Source organism: Nocardia sp. NPDC050799 (assembly GCF_040654015.1).
GTDB lineage: Bacteria > Actinomycetota > Actinomycetes > Mycobacteriales > Mycobacteriaceae > Nocardia.
Map to the genome: position 1 here is coordinate 99,047 of NZ_JBFAHF010000017.1, position 20,151 is coordinate 119,197.

The 20,151-nt window shown below is 69.7% G+C and carries 3 protein-coding genes; all 3 read right to left on the reverse strand.

Translation table 11 applies throughout. From position 1 onward, the window contains the following. Positions 1-314: 314 nt before the first annotated feature. Positions 315-18,506: an amino acid adenylation domain-containing protein gene (locus AB0H42_RS19230; protein ID WP_357057482.1), complete on the reverse strand. Its 18,192-nt coding sequence runs from the start codon at positions 18,504-18,506 to the stop codon at positions 315-317. 951 nt (positions 18,507-19,457) lie between these two features. After that, complete coding sequence (locus AB0H42_RS19235; protein ID WP_063057832.1) at positions 19,458-19,784, reverse strand: hypothetical protein; 327 nt, start codon at positions 19,782-19,784, stop codon at positions 19,458-19,460. After that, on the reverse strand, positions 19,777-20,079 hold the full coding sequence (locus tag AB0H42_RS19240) for a hypothetical protein (RefSeq protein WP_063045219.1): 303 nt from the start codon (positions 20,077-20,079) through the stop codon (positions 19,777-19,779). Before AB0H42_RS19240 ends, AB0H42_RS19235 begins: the two co-directional genes overlap by 8 nt. Between the last annotated feature and the right edge of the window lie 72 nt (positions 20,080-20,151).

A 20,151-nucleotide genomic window follows, 5' to 3' on the forward strand; every position in this document is an offset into this window, starting at 1 on the left:
GGGATGGGTGGTCCGCCGGGATGGGCCGGGCGGTAGCGTGGGTGCTCCGCCGGGCCGATTTTGCGGTCGCTTCAGCGTGCGACATCATCGTTGCCGCAGAGTTGCCGTTGACCGACCGAGACACGGAAAGTATTGTGCCACAATCGTTCTTCGGTCTCATGGGGAAGAATCACAATCATTGGTCTAGGCCGATGACCTGGCATTCTGGGGATTACCGGCTGACCTGGACATATCGGGAGACGGCAGCGCCTTTCCCCTGGCTGTAAATTCGCCGGGAAAATTACCCTACGTAACGGTCGGTATTGTCTATGGATTCACCAATCGAGCCGTTCGTCGAGGATTCGGGCGATCTCCTCGACCGCCGCCGGATCGGTCATGGCCAGGTGGGCCGCATCGATATCGATATTCGAGATCTGCCCGCCGACGACCGGCGCCCATCCCGCCCAGCCGGTGGCGCCGTCACGGCGGTCCACCGTGGCCGTGAAGTACAGCAGGTCGGCGTCCAGAACCTGTGGCCGCCAGATACTCGCTGCCCGCATGGACTGGTTGTAGGCGTCGGTCATCCGCTGGATCATGTCGGCATCGACCGGGAAGCCCTCGCCGAGGTGCCGCCTGAGGAGGTCGGCCGCCTCCTGCGGCGTCGCGTCCTGGTCCACGAAATCGATGCCCAGGACCGGGCCGAGGTTGCTGATCAGTTCGCCGGCGGTGACCGTGACGACCTCTGCGGGATCGATGGCGGCGGCTTCGGCGTCCAGCAGGGCCAGCAGGGCGACCTGCTCCCCCGCCGCCCGCATCTCGACGGCGATCGCGTGCGCGATCTGACCGCCCAGCGACCAGCCGAGCAGATGGTAGGGCCCATGCGGCTGGACGGTACGGATCTCGGCGAAGTACCGGTGGGCGGTTTCCTCGATGGTGGCCGGCCCGGGGAGTTCGCCGCCTATCTGGGGCGCCTGGATGCCGTAGATCGCCCGGCCGGGCGCCAGGTACTCGGCGAACGGGCGGTAGCTCCAGGCCAGGCCCGAGGCGGGATGGACACAGAACAGTGGTGGCCGGTCACCGTCGGCCCGGATCGGCAACAGGACGTCGAAACCGAAGGTGGCGGCCGTGTCGGTATGTGTGTGGCCGGAGCGCATCCCCGATTCGATACGTTTGGCCAGATCGGCCGGGCTCGGATCGGACAGGATCCAGCTGACCGGAATGTCGTAGTCGAGTTCCTTCTTCAGCTCGCTGACCACTTGCACCGACCGTAGCGAGTTACCGCCGAGGGCGTAGAAATCGTCGTCCGCCCCGACGCGGTCCACACCGAGTACGTGCCCGTAGGCGCGGACCACTTCGCTTTCCAGCCAGGACGCCGGTTCCCGGTACTCACCGACCGCGAACTCCGGTTCGGGCAGGCGTGCGCGATCGAGTTTGCCCGAGGCCGTGTACGGCACGGTGTCGAGCACCATGACGGTGCCGGGCACCATGTAGCCGGGCAGTTCGGTGGCGGCGTGGGCGAGGACCGCGGCGGTGTCGAGGGCGGCGCCGTTCGTGGGGACGAGGTAGGCGACGAGCCGGTCCCCGGCCGCGGCGGTGTGCACCGCCACGATCGCGCGGGCGACGCTGTCGTGTTCGGCGAGAACTGCCTCGATCTCACCGAGTTCGATACGTAGGCCGCGCAGTTTCACCTGGGAGTCGGTGCGGCCGAGGTATTCCAGTTCTCCGTTGGGGAGGCGACGCGCCAGGTCGCCGGTGCGGTAGAGCCGTTTGCCCGCGGTGAAGGGGTCGGCGACGAACCGTTCGGCAGTGAGTCCGGGACGATCCTGGTAGCCGCGGGCGGCCTGGTCACCGGCCAGGTACAGGTCCCCCGCGACTCCGGGCGGTTCGGGTTGCAGCCGGCTGTCCAGGACGTAGGCGCGGACGTTCCAGACCGGTGTGCCCATGGGTACGTTGCCGTGGTCGGCGTCGGTAACCGGGTGTTCGGTGGCGTGCAGGGTGAATTCGGTCGGCCCGTACACGTTGTGTAGTTCGGTGTCGGGCATCACCCGGCGGGCCGCGGACACGACGTCCTGGCCGAAGGCCTCACCGCCCACGAGCAGTGCCCGCAGCGAGGTCAGTGATCGGGCGGGGGCTGTTTCGGCGAACGCCGCCAGCATGGAGGGCACGAAGGAGGTGAGGGTGACCCGGTGGGCGGCGATGGTGTCGGCGAGGTAGGCGGGTTCGGTGTGCCCGTACGGTTGCGCGATGATCATTCGCGCCCCGGCCATCAGGGTGGCGAACAGTTCCCATACCGAGACGTCGAAGGTGGCGGGGGTCTTCTGCAGCACCACATCCTCCGGTTTCAGGGAGTGGGCGCCGATGATCCAGTGCAGTTGGTTGAGCACCGCGCGGTGCGATACGGCTACGCCTTTGGGTCGTCCGGTGGAGCCGGAGGTGAACAGAACGTAGGCGATGTTCTCCGGTCGCAGCGGCGTGCGGCGTTCGCGGTCGGTGACGGGCCCGTCGTCGAAGCCGGCGAGGTCGAGCCCGTCGAGGGTGGTCAGTACGACGACGGGGTTCGCGGTGGCCAGCATGTAGTCGATACGTTCGGCCGGGTGGTCCGGGTCGATCGGGACATATCCGCCGCCGGCCGCGTGCACCGCGTGCATCGCGGTGACCTGGTCCAGCGAACGCGGCATCCGCAGCGCCACCAGCGTTTCGGGGCCGACGCCACGCGTGATCAGCAGCCGGGCGAGGCGGTTGACGCGGGACGCGAACTGCGCATAGGTGAGTGTCTCGTCCGCCGTGGTGACTGCGGGCAGGTGGGCGTGTCTGTGCACCGAGTCGGTGAACGCGGAGGCGAGTGTTTCGTCCCCTTTGAGGGGGTAGGCGGTGGTGTTGCACCAGATCAGTTCAGCGTCGCGTTCGGTGGGGTCGAGCAGGTCTACGTCGTGGACGGGCTGGGCGGGATCGGTGGCCATCGCGTCGAGTAGCCGCAGCAGGCGGTCGACGATGCCGGTGGCGGTCGCTTTGTCGAACAGGTCGGTGGCGTAGGTGAGTCCGCCGCTGATACCGGTCGGTGCGCCGGCGGCGTCGTAGGTGTCGGAGACGGTGACCTGCAGATCGAACAGGGAGGTTCCGGTGTCGGCTTCGACGGCCGAGACCGACAGTCCCGGTAGTTCGAAGTCGGTGGTGGTGAGGTTCTGGAAGGCCAGCATCACTTGGAACAGCGGGTGGTGTGCGGGGGTGCGGACCGGGTTGAGTTCCTGGACGAGCCGTTCGAAGGGGACGTCGGCGTGCCCGAATGCGGCCAGGTCGGTGCCGCGTACGTGTTCGAGCAGTTGGGTGAACGTCATTCCCGCGGTGAGCCGGGTGCGGAGTACGAGGGTGTTGACGAACATGCCGACCAGGTCGTCGAGTTCGGGTTCGCCGCGGCCCGCGTACGGGGTGCCGATCGCGATGTCGTCGGTGTGTGCGAGCCGGGCCAGGGTGGCGGACAGGGCCGCGTGGAAGACCATGAACAGGGTGGTGTTGTGGGCCCGGGCGACTCGTTCCAGTTTCGCGTGCAGTTCGGCGTCGAGTTCGATCGGCATGCTGGCGCCCGCGTAGGTCGGGGCGGGCGGGCGCGGCCGGTCGGTGGGTAATTCCAGTAGGGCGGGCAGGTCGGCGAGCTGCCCGGTCCAGTAGTCGATCTGGGCGCGCAGCAGCGAGTCGGTGTCGTGCTCGGCGCCCAGGACGGTGTGCTGCCAGATCGCGTAGTCGGCGTATTGCACAACCAGCGGCGGCCAGGCGGGGGGTTCGTGCTGCAGGCGGGCCGAGTAGGCGGCCATCATGTCGCGGGCGAGCGGGCCCAGTGACGATCCGTCGCCGGAGATGTGGTGCAGTACCACGGCCAGGATCCACTCGTCGTGGTCGAGCTCGTACAGCCGTACCCGGAACGGGATCTCGGTGGTGAGGTCGAACACCGTGGAGACGAAGGCGGCGAGCCGGTCCACCAGTTCGGATCGGTCGACGGGGGCGACGGCCATGGGTGGCACGGCGTCGGCGGCCGGCAGTACGACCTGCGCGGGTTCGCCGTCGTGGTGCGGGTAGACGGTCCGCAGTACTTCGTGGCGGGTCATGACGTCGTCGATGGCGGCGTGCAGGGCGTCGATGTCGAGTTGCCCGGTGAGGCGGATGACGATCGGGATGCTGTAGGCGGCGGAGTCGGGTTCGAACCGGTTGAGGAACCACATCCGCTGCTGCGCGTAGGACAGCGGGACGTGGTCGGGGCGGGGTTGGGCGGTGAGCGCGATACGGCCGGTGTCGGCGTGCGATTCGGCGCGGGCGGCCAGTTTCGCGACGGTGGGTGCTTCGAAGATCATCGCGACGGGCACGGACGCGTCGAGCGCGGCGCCGATGCGGGCGGCGACGCGGGTGGCGATCAGGCTGTTGCCGCCCAGTTCGAAGAAGTCGTCGTCGGCGCCGATCGGGCCGTCGGTGCCGAGTACTTCGGCGTACACCCCGGCCACGATCTCTTCGACCGGTGAGGACGGTGCCCGGAACTGCCTGGTCTGCAGGACCGGCGCCGGGAGGGCCTTGCGGTCGAGTTTCCCGTTCGGTGACAGCGGTATCGCGTCGAGCACCATCACCGCGGCGGGCACCATGTAGGACGGCAGTGCCGCGGCGGCCGCGGTGACCAGTTCTTCGCTGAAGATATTCGCGCCCGGTGCGGGCACCACATACGACACCAGCAGTACGGGTCCCCCGCCGTCGCGGCGTGGCACGGTGACCGCGAACGAGACGTCCGCGCGGGCGCCGAGGACGGCGTCGATTTCGCCGAGCTCCACCCGGAAGCCGCGCACCTTGATCTGGAAGTCGTTGCGGCCGACGAATTCGAGGTCGTGGTCGGCGTTCCAGCGTACGACGTCGCCGGTGCGGTACATGCGTTGCCCGGGTTCGCCGTAGGGGCAGGCGACGAACCGGGCGGCGCTGGTCGCGGTCCTGTTCAGGTAGCCGCGGGCCAGTCCGGGGCCCGCCAGGTACAGCTCCGCGGGTACGCCGACCGGTACCGGTTGCAGCCGGGAGTCCAGGACGAGGGCTCGCATACCCGCGCGGGGGGCGCCGATCCGGACCCGGTCGCCGGGCAGCATGTGGGGGGCGGCGGTGGCCACGACCGAGGTTTCGGTCGGCCCGTACAGCACCCGGAATTCGCGGGTGCCGGCGCGGTCGGTGCCGGCCCACCGGTTCACCAGATCCGAGGGCACTTCCTCACCTCCGGACATGACGACCTGCAGGTCGTCGAGTCCGGAGGGGTCGACGGAGGCCAGCGCGACGGGTGTCACGAAGGCGTGGGTGACGTGCCGGGTGCGCAGCAGGTCGGCGAGTTCGCTGCCGCCGTACAGTCCGGCCGGGGCCAGGACGAGGGTGGAGGCGCCGCCGGTCGCGAGCATGATCTCCAGTAGAGAGGCGTCGAAGGATGGGGAGGCGAAATGCAGGATGCGGGAGGTGTGGCCGGTGCGGTGGGCGGCGTGCTGGGCGGCGAGGAAGTCGGCGATGGCGCGGTGCTCGACGGCGACGCCCTTGGGAACACCGGTGGAGCCGGAGGTGAAGATGATGTAGGCGGTGTCGGTGGCGCGCAGCGGTGCGCGCCGGTCGTCGTCGGTGACGGGGTCGCCGGACAGGGTGTCGATCCGCGCGGCGACGGTGTCGTCGTCGAGGACGAGCCAGTTCACGGTGTCGGGAAGTTCGGGGCGTGCCGCCGCGACCGTGACGCCGAGTGCGGCGCCGGAGTCGGACACCATCTGTTCGATGCGGCTCGCCGGGTAGCGGGGGTCGACGGGCACATAGGTGGCGCCGGATTTCACGACTGCCCACCACGTGATCACCGATTCGACGGACCGGTTGGCGGCGACGAGTACCGGGTTCTCCGGTCCGGCGCCGTGCCGGACCAGCAGGCGGGCCAGCCGGTTCGAGTGGAGGTCGAGTTCGGTATAGGTGAGTGCGGTGTCGCCGGCGACGAGTGCGAGACCGTCGCCGTTGTCGCGCACGGCGGTGGCGAACGCATCCGGTAGCAGGGCGGGCGCCCCTTCGAGGCGCGGTCCGACCCGGGAGACGAGCGCGGTGTGTTCGTCGGTGTCCAGCCAGTCGAGATCGCCGACCGGCGTCGCCGGATCGTCGGCGACGGCTTCCAGGACCCGGATCAGTCGCTGGGCGAACCCGGCGACCGTCGATTCGTCGAACAGGTCGCGGGCGAACACCAGCATGCCGGAGATGCCCTGCGCCGCGCCGCCTCTGCCGTAGTTGTCGGAGACGACGAGTTGCAGGTCGAACTGGCACATGCCGGTGTCGACGTCGGCTCGGGACACGGTGACGTCGGGCAGCACCACATCGACCGACGACAGGTTCTGGAATGCCAGCGCCACCTGGAACAGTGGATGCCGGTCGGCGGAGCGTTCCGGTTTCAGTTCTTCCACGACCCGTTCGAACGGTACATCGGCATGTTCGAAGGCCTGCAGGTCGGTTTCTTTCGTGCGCGTCAGCAGGTCGGCGAAGGGCTCGCCGGGGTGGATCGGGGTGCGCAGGACCAGGGTGTTGACGAACATGCCGACGAGGTCGTCGAGTCCGGGTTCGCCGCGGCCGGCGACGGGTGTGCCGATGACCACGTCGTCGCTGCTGCTCAATCGGCCCAGTACGGCCGCGAGGGCGGCGTGCAGGACCATGAACAGGGAGGTGCCGCGGGAGCGGGCCAGTTCGGCCAGCTTGCTGTGCAGGTCGGCGCCGATGTCGAGCGGGACGCGGCCACCGGCCAGGGACGCGACGGCGGGGCGGGGCCGGTCGGCCGGGAGGTCGAGCCGGTCGGGTGCGCCGGCCAGTGTGGTGCGCCAGTATTCCAGTTGCGCCGACATGAGCGAGTCGGGGTCTTGCGCGGAGCCCAGGGTCCGGCGCTGCCACAGGGCGAAGTCGGCGTACTGCACCGGCAGGGGTTCCCACAGCGGCGGGTGCCCGGCGGTGCGGGCGGCGTAGGCGCGCATGACGTCGCGGGCCAGCGGGCCCATGGACTGGCCGTCACCGGCGATATGGTGCACCACCAGGACCAGCAGGTATTCGGTGGTGTGACCGTCGGTGTCGAGGGCGAACAGTTCGACGCGCAGCGGCACCTGCACGGTGACGTCGAAGCCGCGGCGCATGAATTCGCTGACCACGTCGGGGATCACGGACGGGGCGACGTGTATGGGGTTCAGGGTGAGCTCGGGTTCGTCGAGGATCACCTGTTCGGGTTCACCGGCGGTCTCGGGGTAGATGGTGCGCAGTACTTCGTGGCGCCCGGCGACGTCGCGCAGTGCGGTGGCGAGGGCTTCGGTGTCCAGGTCGCCGGTCAGCCGCAACATCACCGGGATGTTGTAGGCGGCGGAGTCGGGTTCGAAGCGGTTGAGGAACCACATCCGCTGCTGTGCCAGCGACAGCGGGACGGGGTCGGGGCGAACTCCGGCCGTGAGGGGTACCCGGTCGCCGCCGGTGAGGGTTTCCGCGTGGGCGGCGAGTCCGGCGACGGTGGGTGCTTCGAACATCGACCGCACCGGAACCCGCACGTTCAGGGTGGCTCCGACGCGCGCCACGACCAGTGAGGCGCTGAGCGAGTCGCCGCCGAGTTCGAAGAAGTTGTCGTCGGCGCCCACCCGGGTGATGCCGAGTACATGGCGGAAGGCTTCGGCGACCACGGCTTCCACCGGAGTCGACGGCGCCCGGTACTCGTGGGTGGCGAAAACCGGCTCCGGGAGCCGGGCGCGGTCCAGTTTCCCGCTGGAGTTCAGTGGGAGATCGTCGAGGACGAGGACCGCGGCGGGCACCATATAGGCAGGCAGCGCTTCGGTCAGGGCGGCGGTCAGTTCCGTACCGGAGACGGTGTGGCCGGGGGCGGGCACCACATAGGACACCAGCACTGCCGGCCGGTCTTCGGTGCGGCGCGGCACGGTCACCGCGAACGCCACATCCGGGCGGGCGCCGAGGACGGCGTCGATCTCGCCCAGTTCGATCCGGTTGCCGCGAATCTTGACCTGGAAATCGTTGCGTCCCACGAATTCCAGGTCGTCGGTGTCGGTGCGGCGCACGATATCGCCGGTGCGGTACATGCGGCGGCCGGGTTCGTCGAACGGGCAGGCCACGAAGCGGGAGGCGCTCAGCCCGGCACGGCCGATATAGGCGTCGGCCAAGCCGTCCCCGAACAGGTACAGTTCGCCCGCGACCCCGGCCGGTACCGGGCGCAGCCACGTGTCGAGGACGACGGCCGCGACCGGCCCGACCGGCCCGCCGATGGTGATCGGTTCCCCGGGGGTGAGCGCGGCATTCGCGGTGGCCCAGATCGTGGTCTCGCTGGGACCGTAGAGGTTGACCATGGCGCGGTCGGGTGCCCACCGCTCGACCAGTTCGGGGCCGACCGGTTCCCCGGCGCTGGCGAGCACCCGCAGCTCGCCGAGGCCGTCGTGCGGGAGGGTCGCGAGCGCGGAGGGGGTCAGGAGGGTGTGGGTGATGTGTTCGCGCCGCATCAGGGCGGCCAGTTCCGGTCCGCCGTACACGTCCGGTGGCGCGATGACCAGCCGGCCGCCGGAGCCGTGCGCCATCAACAGTTCGTACACCGAGGCGTCGAAGTTGGGTGAGGCGACCTGTAGGACGGTGGCGGCGGGGCCGACACCGAGTATCCGGCGTTGCGCCGCCACCACATCGGGCAGGGCGCGGTGGGCGACCAGGACACCCTTGGGGGTGCCGGTGGACCCGGAGGTGTAGATCACGTACGCCGGATGAGCCGGGTGGATCGGGCCGCCGCGGTCGGCGTCGGTGACCGGCGCGGACAGTGCCGGACCGGCGGCCGCGGTTTCGGTGTCCACGATCAGCCAGTCGACATTGTCGGGCAGGCGCGGCCGGGAGGCGGCGTCGGTGATTCCCAGGGTGACACCGGAGTCCGACAGCAGGAATTCGATGCGGTCGGCGGGCAGGTTCGGGTCCATCGGCAGGAACGCGGCGCCCGCTTTCGTGGCCGCCCATACGGTGACGATCGCGTCGAGGGACCGGGGCAGCGCGGCGGCGACCAGGGTGCCCGGGCGGCCGCCGCGGCGCAGCAGCAGCCGGGCGAGGTGGTTCGCGCGGGCATCGAGCTGCCGGTAGGTCAGGGCGACCGGCCCGGAGGTGACCGCGAGGGCGTCGGGGTCGGCGGCCACGGTGGCGGCGAGCAGGCCGCCGAGGGTGCTCCCGGGAAGGTGCCGCGTGCGGGGGGCGGGCAGGACCGGGTCCTGCCGGCCGTGCAGGTCGAGCTCACCGAGCCGGGTGGCGGGGTCGTGGGCGATGCGTTGCAGCAGTTCGACGAAACGGTCGAGGATGCTGTGTGCCTGCGCGGTGTCGAAGGCGTCGTCGAGGAACCGCAGGGTGATGTGCAGGCCCTGCCAGGCCCCGTGCTCGGCTTGTTGCGGGGCGACGACCAGGCTCAGCGGGTACGGGGTGGCGTCGACGCCGGTGATCTCGTCCACGCGCAGGCCCGCGGAGTCGACGAGTTGCTGCAGGGCCGGGCGGTCCACGGGGAAGGATTGGAAGGCGATCGCGGTGTCGAACAGTTCGGTCGTGCCGGCGCTGCGGTGGATATCGGGGAGCCCGACGTAGTGGTGGTCGAGCATGCGGGCGTGCTGGGCCTGCAGCTGTGTCAGCAATTCCCGCAGTGAGGCCGCCGGGTCGAGCTGGACCCGGACGGGGATCGTGTTGAGGAACATGCCCAGTGTCTGATCGACCCCGGGCAGTTCGGGTGGGCGTCCGGAGACCGCGGAACCGAAGATCACGTCGGTTTCGCCGATGAGGGTGCGCAGGTTCAGCGCCCACGCGGCAGCGACGGCCGTGTTGACGGTGACGGCGGCGTCGGCGGCCACGGCGCGCAGGCGCGCGAGCTGGTCGGCCGGTAGTTCGGCGGTGACCTCGGCGGCTGTGGCGTCGGTCGGCCCGGTGCCGCGGGCGACGCGGGTGGGCGAAGCCACGTCCGCGTAGGCCTGCGCCCAGGCGGCCTTGGAGGCGGTGAGGTCCTGGCGGGTGAGCCAGGTCAGGTAGTCGCGGTAGGAGGGGGCGGCGCCGGCGGCGCCGATGTGTTCGGGCGCGCCGTAGTAGTCGAGTAGTTCTCTGAGCAGCAGCGGCATCGACCAGCCGTCCAGGATCACGTGGTGGTTGGTGATCAGCAGCCGGGCCGCTCCGGATTCGGCGCGGATGAGGGTGAAGCGGATCAGCGGCGGGGCCGACAGGTCGAACCCGGCGGCCGCGTCGGCGGTGGCGATCCGGTCCCATTCGGCGGTGCGGTCGTCGCCGCGGACCGCGAGATCGACCTCCTGATATCGGACCTCGGCGTGGTCGAGCACGATCTGGCACGGTCCGGCGGCGGTTTCCACGAACGCGGCACGCAGGATGTCGTGCCGGTCGACCACCGCCTGCGCGGCCCGCCGCAGGCATTCACCGTCGACGCTGCCGGTGAAGCCGATCACCGTCTGCACGGTGTAGTTGTCCCCGGCCTCGGGATCGAAGGTGGAGTGGAAGTGGATCCCGGATTGCATGGGCGACAACGGCCACACATCGGCCAGGGTGTCGTAGCGCTGTTCCAGGTGCTCGACATCGGACCGGGTGAGGGTGACGAGCGGGAAATCCGCCGGCCGGTAGGCGCGGTCCTCGATACGGTGCGCACCGCGGGGTAGGTCCTCGACGGTCACGGCGTCGGTGTCGTGGCGGGCCATCGCGGCGAGGGCGGCGACGGTTTTGCCCTCGAACACATCGCGCGGGGTGAGGGTCAGCCCGGCCGCGCGTGCCAGCGCCACCAGCCGCATCGAGACGATGCTGTCGCCGCCGAGGGCGAAGAAGTTGCTGTCGGCGGAGACGGTGTCGAGGTGCAGGACTTCGGTGAACAGTTGCGCCACGACCCGTTCGGCGGGTGTGGACGGCGGCCGGCCGGGTGTTTCCTCGGCGCGGAACGTGTGCTCGCGCAGCGCCCCGCGGTCGATCTTGCCGACCGGGGTCAGGGGCATCGCGTCGAGTTCCACGATCGCGGCGGGGTTCATGTAGGGGGCGAGCGAACCGGCGAGGTCGTCGCGAAGTGCCGCCACATCCAGGGTGGTTCCGGGGGCGGGTACGACATAGGACACCAGGACGGGTTCTCCGGCCGGGCCGTCCTGGGCGACGGTGGCCGCCTGGGCCACGGCGGGGTGCCGGGTCAGGTGGGCGTCGACTTCCCCCGGTTCGATCCGCAGGCCGTGGATCTTGACCTGCTGGTCGCCGCGGCCCAGGTATTCCAGTTCCGGGCCGGAGTGGCCGCGTACCCACCGCACCGAGTCCCCGGTGCGGTACATGCGGTCGCCGTGGGGTGAGTGCGGGTCGGCGACGAACCGGGCGGCGGTGGTGTCCGGACGGTCGTAATAGCCGTGGGCCAGGCCGGATCCGCCGAGATACAGTTCCCCGGCGACTCCGGCCGGTACCGGTCGCAGCCACATATCGAGTACCGCGGCCGTCACGCCGCGGATCGGGCCGCCGATGGTGACCGGTTCGCCGGGGCGCAGTGCCTCGGATCCGGTGGCCCAGATGGTGCATTCGGTCGGTCCGTAGTGGTTCATCAACCGGCGGCCGGGCGCCCACCGGTTCACCAGATCGGACCCGGTGGCCTCGCCGACGACCGCGACCGTCTCCAGTGCGGGCAGAACGGCCGGATCCATGGTGCCCAGCACCGACGGGGTGATGATGGCGTGGGTGACCCGCTGGGCGCGCAGAAGTTCTTCGAGATCGCTGCCGCCGTACACCTCCGGTGGTGCCACCAGCAGGCAGGCGCCGCTGCTGTGGGCCAGCAGCAGTTCCGAGACGCAGGCGTCGAAGCCCGGTGAGGCGACCTGCAGCACCACCGAATCGGTGGTCGCGGCGAATTCCTCGGCTTGGGCGGCGACGACATCGGCCAGGCCCCGGTGGGCGATATGCACCGCTTTCGGTTTACCTGTCGACCCGGAGGTGTAGATGAGGTAGGCCGCGTTGCCGGGATGCAGGTCGGCGGGGGTGACCGGTTCGGTGCCGGAATCGGGTGTGCGGGTGAGCTCGGCGATCAGCCAGTCCACCGTGGCCGGGAGATGCGGGACGATCGTGTCGACGGTGACGCCGAGCGCGCTGCGGGAATCGGCCAGCAGTTCCGCGAGGCGTTCGGGCGGGTTGGCGGGGTCGAGGGGCACGAACGCCGCGCCGGTGCGGGCCACCGCCCATATCGCGACGGCCAGCTCGGCGGAGCGTGGGAGCGCCAGAGCCACGAACGTTTCGGGGGCGGCGCCGCGTTCGATGAGCCGGCGGGCCAGGGCGTCGGCGCGCTGTTCCAGTTCGCGGTAGGTCAGGGTGGTGTCGCCGGAGCGGACGGCCGTCGCGGCCGGGTAGCGGCGCGCGGTGGCCGACAGGATGTCGTGCAGGGTGCGTTCGCCGGCCGGGGGCGCACCGTGTACCGAGAGCAGTTCCGCGCGTTCGGTGTCGCGGGCCGCGGACACGGCGGCGACCCGGCGACCCGGGTCGGTGACGAGCCGGGTCAGCAGCAGTTCGAATCGTTCGAGCAGGGTGCGGGCGGTGTCGGTGTCGAAATGGTCGGTGGCGAAACGCAACGTCACCGTGTAGGTGCTGTTCTCCTCGGTATGGGAGGCGTCCCGCGACGGCGGGGTCACCTGCAGGCTCAGCGGGTACGGGGTGGCGTCCTGGGCGTCGATGTCGACGAGCCGCAGTCCGGCGGCGCCGAGATCACGGGACAGTCCTTCGCGGTCCAGCGGATAGGACTCCAGCACCGTCACCGTGTCGAACATATCGGCGATGCCGGTGGCGCTCTGGAGTTCGGCCAGGCCGATGTGCCGGTGATCCAGCATCGAGGCCTGTTCGGATTGGACACGGGTGAGCAGGTCGGCGACGGTCTCGTGCGGGTCGGTGCGGACCCGCACCGGCAGGGTGTTGATGAACAGTCCGACCATGTACTCGACGCCTTGGATATGTGGCGGACGCTCCGAGACCGTGTTGCCGAACACCACATCCGGGCGGCCGGTGAGGGTCGTGAGCAGCAGCGCCCACGCGACCTGGATGGCGGTGTTGGCGGTGATCCCGTGAGTGCGGCCGAGGTCGAGGACCGCGGCGGTGGTCGCGGCGTCGAGCGGGCGGCCGGTCTCGCCGCTGTCCGCGGCGACCGCGCGGTCGCGGCGGCCGGTGACACGTGTCGGGCTTTCGACGCCGGCGAGCATCCGCTGCCACGCCTCGGTCGCCGCGTCGCTGTCCTGACCGTGCAGCCACTGCAGGTAGTCCCGGTAGGAGCGCGGCGGGGCGAGTTCGGCGGTCTCGTCGCCGGACGCGTACAGCGCGAGCAGTTCGTGGATCAGCAGCGGCATCGACCAGCCGTCGAGCACGAGGTGATGGTTGGTGACCAGCAGCCGGTATTCGCCGGCGCCGGTGCGCACCAGATGGAACCGCAGCAGCGGCGGACGGGCCGGGTCGAACGGCGCCGTGGCCGCGACCGCGAGCTCCTGGAAGGCGCGGTCGCGCGCCTCGGTGCCGGGGAGCTCGCCGAGATCGGAGTACTGCCAGTCGGCCCGGGTGTCGCCGAGTACGAGCTGGCGGGCCCCGCCGGCGCTTTCGACGAACGCGGTGCGCAGGCTGTCGTGGCGGTCGACGAGTGCCTGCGCGGCCCAATGCATCCGGTCCGCGTCGACATCCCCGGCGAAGGTGAGCGCCGCCTGCACCGTGTAACCGTCGGTGACGTCGCGGTCGTAGATGGCGTGGAACAGCAACCCGGCCTGCAGCGCGGTCAGCGGCCACACATCGGTCAGCGACGGATAGTCGCGCAGCCAGTGGTCGATCTCGTCCTGTGTCACGGTGACCAGCGGGAAATCCGAGGGAGTGAATCCGCCCGCGGATTCGGAGCGGATATGGCCGGCCAAGGCGCGCAGCGCCCGCACCCACAGGCCGGCGAGTTCGTCGACCTCTGTGGCGTCGAGCACCTGTGCGGCGAACTCCCAGGTCGCATCCAGTTCGAGGCCGTCGGGTCCCGGTTCGGCGATCGTGTTGATATCGAGCAGCGCGGGCAGCGCCATCCGAGGATCGCTCGTCGCGGTCAACGAGGTGAACTCACGGGTGGGTGTCCACGCCCCCGAATGTTCGCGGGCACCCACCCGCCCCAGATAGTTGAAACTGATCTGGGGGTCCGGTGAGTTCCCCAGCTCGGTGCTGCCCTGTGGGTCGAGGCAGCGCAGCATGCCGTAGCCGATGCCGTTGTCCGGCACCGCCCGCAGCTGCTCTTTCACTTGCTCGACGGCGCGTCCCGCGGCCGCTCCGCCGGCGAACGCCTCCTCGGGGTCGATATCGCGCAGTTCGAGCCGGATCGGGAACCGGGTGGTGAACCAGCCCACCGTGGCGCTGAGATCGGCGCCCGGCACCGCCCGCTCCTCGCGGCCGTGGCCTTCCAGCGAGATCAGTTCCGCGCCGGCGGCCATACCGCGCCGGCGCCGCCACTCACCCAGCGCCAGCGCCAGCGCCGTCAGCAGCGGGTCGTTGGCGTTGCCGTGGTAACGGGCCGGGACGGTGGTGAGTACCGCCTCGGTGATATCGGCGGGAATGCGGATCCGGACGCGGCCCGCCGTCGCCACGACATCGCGTTGCGGGTCCAGGCGGCGTGGCCCGAGCAGGCGGTCGCCCAGTTCGTGGATACCGCGCCATGAGCCGAGTTCCGTCGCACGCCGGGCGGGCGTCTGTTCGACAAGGCCGTGCGCCCAGCGTCGCACCGAGGTGCTGGGCGCCGGGAACTGTGGTTCGGCGCCTTCGATGATCTGCGCCCAGGCCTGCGCGAGATCGGTGAGCAGGAGACGCCAGGAGACCGCATCGACGGCGAGATGGTGGATCACCAGCCACAGCAGGTCGGGGCCGGTCGAGTCCTGCAGCCGGACGGCTTGCAGCAGTACCCCGTCGGCGGGGTCCAGCCGGTCCGCGGCCGCCTGCAGGTGACTGTCGACCTCGGCGGCGTCCCGCCGGGTCAAGGTCACCGTGGTCAACGCGGTGTCGGCGTCGACCGTCCCGCGGTCGAGGACGTCGACGAACCGGTCCAGCGATTCGGCGCCGCGCAGTACGGCGCGCAGCATGTCGTGCCGGTCCAGCACGGCCTGCAGGGCCCGGACCAGATGCGCGTGTTCGACACGGTCCGGGAGCTGTACGAGCGTGGCCTGCGCGAACCGGTCGTAGTGGCCGCGGCCGAGCATGGCGTGCATGATCGGCGACAGCGGCATCGGCCCGACCCCGCCGCCGGGAAGTTCGGCCAGCCGCGGCTCGTCCCCGGCGTCGGTCGCCACGGCGGCCAGCCCGGCGACGGTTTTGGCATCGAACACATCCTGGGTGGAGAAGCTCAACCCGACCGCTTTGGCCCGTGCCACCAGCTGGATCGACAGGATGCTGTCGCCGCCCAGCGCGAAGAAGCTGTCGTCGGCGCCGGCCTGCGCGACCCCGAGAACCTCGGCGAACAGGCCGGCGATCAGGTTCTCCCGGGGTGTGGCCGGTGCCCGGCCGGCCGGGGCGGTCCCGAAATCGGGTTCGGGCAGCGCTGTGCGATCCAGTTTGCCGAACGCGTTCACCGGCAGGCTGTCCAGCGACAGGATCACCGTGGGGACCATATGCGGGGGCAGGGCTTCGCGGGCGTAGCGCTGCAGTTCGGCGGTGTCGATCCGGCGGCCGTGCACGGGAACGACATAGGTGGCGAGCACGGTCGCGTCGGCCTTGTTCCGCACCGGCACGGTGACCGACAGGTCCACGTCGGTGTGTCCGGTGAGCGCGGCGTCGATCTCGCCCGGTTCGATCCGGTAGCCGCGGATCTTGACCTGGAAATCGCTGCGTCCCATCAATTCCAGCGTCATCGCGTCGCTGTCGCCGGACCAGCGCGCGAGGTCGCCGGTGCGATACATGCGGTCCCCCGGCTCGCCGTAGGGGTCGGCGACGAAACGGGCCGCGGTTTCGCCGAACCGGTGGCTGTAGCCGCGCGCCAGACCCGGGCCGGCCAGATACAGTTCGCCGGCGGTGCCCTTGGGGGCCGGTTGCAAGGCGCGATCCAGCACCATGGCGGAGACGCCGCGGATCGGGCCGCCGACGGTGAGGTCACGATCGGGTTCGATGGGCACTCCGGCGGCGGTGATGGTGGTCTCGGTGGGACCGTATTCGTTGTACATCGACCAGGGCCCGGTCCACCGTTCGATGACGTGCGGCGGGCACACGTCACCCCCGACCACCACGACACGCAGCTCGGTGAGCGGCTCGGGGTCGACGGTCGCCAGCACGGCGGGCGTCAACGTCAGATGTGTGACGCGTTCTTCGGCGAGCAGCCGGGTCAGCGGGTCGCCGCCGATGACTTCCGGCGGCACGATCACCAGGGTGGCGCCGGAGGCGAAGCAGGTGAGGAACTGTTCCTGCGAGGCATCGAAACTGGGTGAGAGAGCGTAAGACACGCGCGCGGCCGCATCGACACCGTAGGTGTCGATGCGGTCGGCGATGAGGTTCGCCAGACCGGTATGAGTGACCTGCACGCCTTTCGGGAGCCCGGTGGAACCGGAGGTGTAGGTCAGATAGGCGAGGTCGGCGGGTCGCAGGGGGCGGATCCGGTCGGCGTCGGTGACCGGATCGGTCGCGTGGGACTCGTATTCCCGCTGGGCGCCGGGATCGTCGAGCACGACCCGGCGTACCTGCTGCGGCAACCGTTCCGTGTGGTCGTCGACCGTGATCGCCACGGAGGCGCCGCTGTCGGTGACCATGTGCTCGATCCGGGCGGGCGGATACTCCGGGTCGATCTGTACGATGGCGGCGCCCGTTTTGGCGACCGCCCAGGCCGCGACCACCGATTCCACCGAGCGCCGCAACAGGATCGCCACCGCGGTCTCCGGTCCGGCCCCCAGCGCGATGAGATGGCGGGCCAGCCGAGAGGACCTGGCGTCCAGTTCGTCGTAGGTCACCGTGCGCCCGGGCGTGGCGATCGCGCTGCCGGAACCGTGGCGGCGGGCGGTGTCGGCCAGGATGTCGGGCAGCAGCCGGGTGCCGGTGCCGTGGGGGCCCCGCACGGGCAGCAGCGCGGCCCGTTCCCGCGCTTCGAGCAGCGGTAGCGCGCTGACCCTGTTCTCGGTTCCGCCGGCGAGGAACTCGTGCAGGAACCTGAGGAAACGCCGGTGGTGCCCGGCGAGTTCGGTGGCGCTGTAAACGTTCGGGTTGCCCTGGAAATCGATATGGGTGCTGTCGCGGCCCGCGCCCGGGTAGATGTTGACGAACAGGTCGGCGGTCGGGCCGGAGGTGAGCACGTGGAGACGGCCGGTCGTCTCTCCCAGCACGATCTCGTTGTCCACCATCATGAGGTTCACGGCCGGGCCGAACGAGGCCGCCTCATCCCTGGCGATTCCCATATCGTGGAAGATGTCTTCCTGGCGGTAGCGTTGCCGGCGCAGCGCGCTGGTCAATTCGCCCTGGGTGGCGTCGATCAGTTCCCCGACAGTGCGGGCGGCGACCTGTACACGCAACGGCACCACATTGGCGACCATGCCGCCCGAACGGCGCAGCACCGCCGAATGCCTGCCCGATACCGGCAGACTCAGCAGCACCTCATCGCTTCCGGTCATCCGGGCCAGGTAGGCGGCGAACGCCGCGACGACGATCGGGGTGACGCTGGTGCCGCGCTCGGTGACCACACTGTCCAGCAGGCGCGCGGTGTCCTCCGGCAGGGAGACACTCACGAGTTCGGGGTGGATGGTGGGTTTGCTGACACGTCCACCCAGGCTGACCACGGGCGGTGCGCCCGCGAGGTGTTCGGTCCAGTACTTGCGGTCGTTGTCGAAGCGCTCCGATCCGCGGTAGGCGAGGTCCTGCTCGATGATGTCGCCCAAGTATTTCGCGGTGGCCGGAGGTGCGTCCGCGCCGTGCACCCACGCGTTGTACAGCTCGGTGATGCGGTGCAGCATCGTCACCGCGGCGAACCCGTCCAGGGCGATATGGTGTGCGCGCTGATACCACAGGTAATGGTTGTCGCCCACCTGGTACACGATGCACTTCATGAGGTAGTCGCCGAGCAGGTCCAGCGGCGCCGAATAGTCCTCGACCATGAGACGGTGCGCGGTCGCGACCGGGTCGGTACGGCGACGCAGGTCCACCACCGAGGCCGGTGATCCGACCGTCTCGTCGACGTACTGGCACGGTTCGCCGTCGACTTCGATCAGGCGGAGGTGCCCGGGGCCGAATTCGCGGTCGGCGGCCTGGCATGCCTCCAGGAGCAGGTCCGGTTGCAGTTCGCCGACGATCTCGACGTATTGGGCCACCGAGATCGGCGACGATCCCGCGAGATGCTGGGCGAACCAGATCCCTCGCTGGGCGGCCGACAGCGGGAGGACATCGCGGCGGGGCGGGCCGGTGAATGTGACGGCACCCGGCCGCGCACCCGAACCGTTACCCGACGCCGAGTGGCCTGTTGTCGTGGACGAGCCGATCTCCGAGGAATCCGATCGGCCCCGGCCGTCTGTGTTGCGCTTGGACTGGGTCACCTGTCCTCCATTTTCCCGGCATCGGGGGAAACCGGCCGAAAAAGCCGGCTCACTGCTCCTGAAATGCGCAGGGGATATCATTGGAACAACAATTTATGTCGTCGAATCGAGACTTTTGCTCATCGGCGATGACGGACGGTGGGCTCGCCGGGCAGCGAATTCGATCCCGAAAGGAGATAAAGCGGGTTGATCTATACCCGGCGGTTATAAAAATCCGGGCTCATCCACCGGTCGGCCGTATCTGCCGCAAATACGCTGGAAGGCACCAGGTACTGCGCCGTTCTTCGGCGGGCCGGACGGCTGTGCCACCGCCACCCGGCGGGGCCGCCGTCCTCGGATTCCGCATTACGTGTGCACGCATCGTTACCGTCCCGTAGTTGGGATACATGCAGGTCACAGATGTGGCTCGGAGTCATGTCGGGGTCGCTGATCAGGAAGCGGACATCGTCGGTAGTCATTGGCTGCACCAAATCGCCTTCGGCCGTGGCTAAGCTTTACGCCTGTTGTCCCGGTCAATTCTCCGCGACCCCGACAATCGGGAGAATCTTTGTTGTGCCGATCGGCCCGCAATTCGGGCAATCGGACCGGCAGTCGTCGGAGTGCATTCTCGATAATCTCGACGACCAGCTTCGGAACGCCATAATAAGCGAGGTCGAGCAACGCCGCAAACGCCGGTCCCAGGAACCTCCGGAAGGCCGCCTTGAAAGGGCATGGAAAGCCGAAACGATACTTGGGCGTGCTAAGCGATTCGGTAGGCCGTTCAGAATCCGGCGGACCGTGCGGACTGCGGCATAGTTCGGCCGGAGATGTCCCCGGTCCGCCGGGTGGGTGTGGCGGGATCGACGGGTGCGTGACCGTGGGGCCGGGCGGGAGAGCGCGAGCGGCAGTCCGGCGGGCCGGGAGGACGGCATGCGCGATCGCCGCACGCCGGGTGGATGGCGGCGGCAGGGCTCAAGCGGTGGGCCGGAGGCTGGACAGCACCCGGATGGCGTCCGACAACGGGATCATGCGCTCCGGCTGTTCACTGGACAGGCCCAGTTCGATGTATTGGCGGATCAGCATCGACGGGGTGAGACAGTGCGCCGCGGCGACCTCGCGTATGCGCTCGCGCATATCCTGCGGGAGTTTGAGCGAGGTGGTGACCATCCCGCGTTCGACCTCGTCGGTGGTCGGCGGAAGCGGCGGCACCTGCGCGGTGTCGTCGAAGGCCAGCCCGTCGAGGAACTGTTCGGCTTCGGCGGCGCTGCGCGGGAAACCGGGGTCGTGTTCGTTATTCATCTCGGGTCGCCTCCCATGCGGTGAATTCGGCGAGCTGACGGTCCCCCATGGGCGCGGCCATGAGGATCTGCCACCGGTCGGGGTGCGAACGCGGTCGCAGGACCACCACCAGTGGCCGCCCGTCCTCGGTACGGCCCCATACGGTGAGCACCGCCAGTCCCTGAGCGGTTGTCGCCGGACGCGACCACCGCCGCGGCGAGTACAGCACCTCCACCACTTCCCAGGCCGCGACCTCGAAGTGCCGAAGGAACGGTTCGCTGGACGCGTGCCATTCGTACTCCACGACTGCCACCATAATACCTCGGTATTACCGCGGTGACGGCGCGATCTCTCCGGGCGGGGCGGCGCACTCCACCTCCGGTGGGCG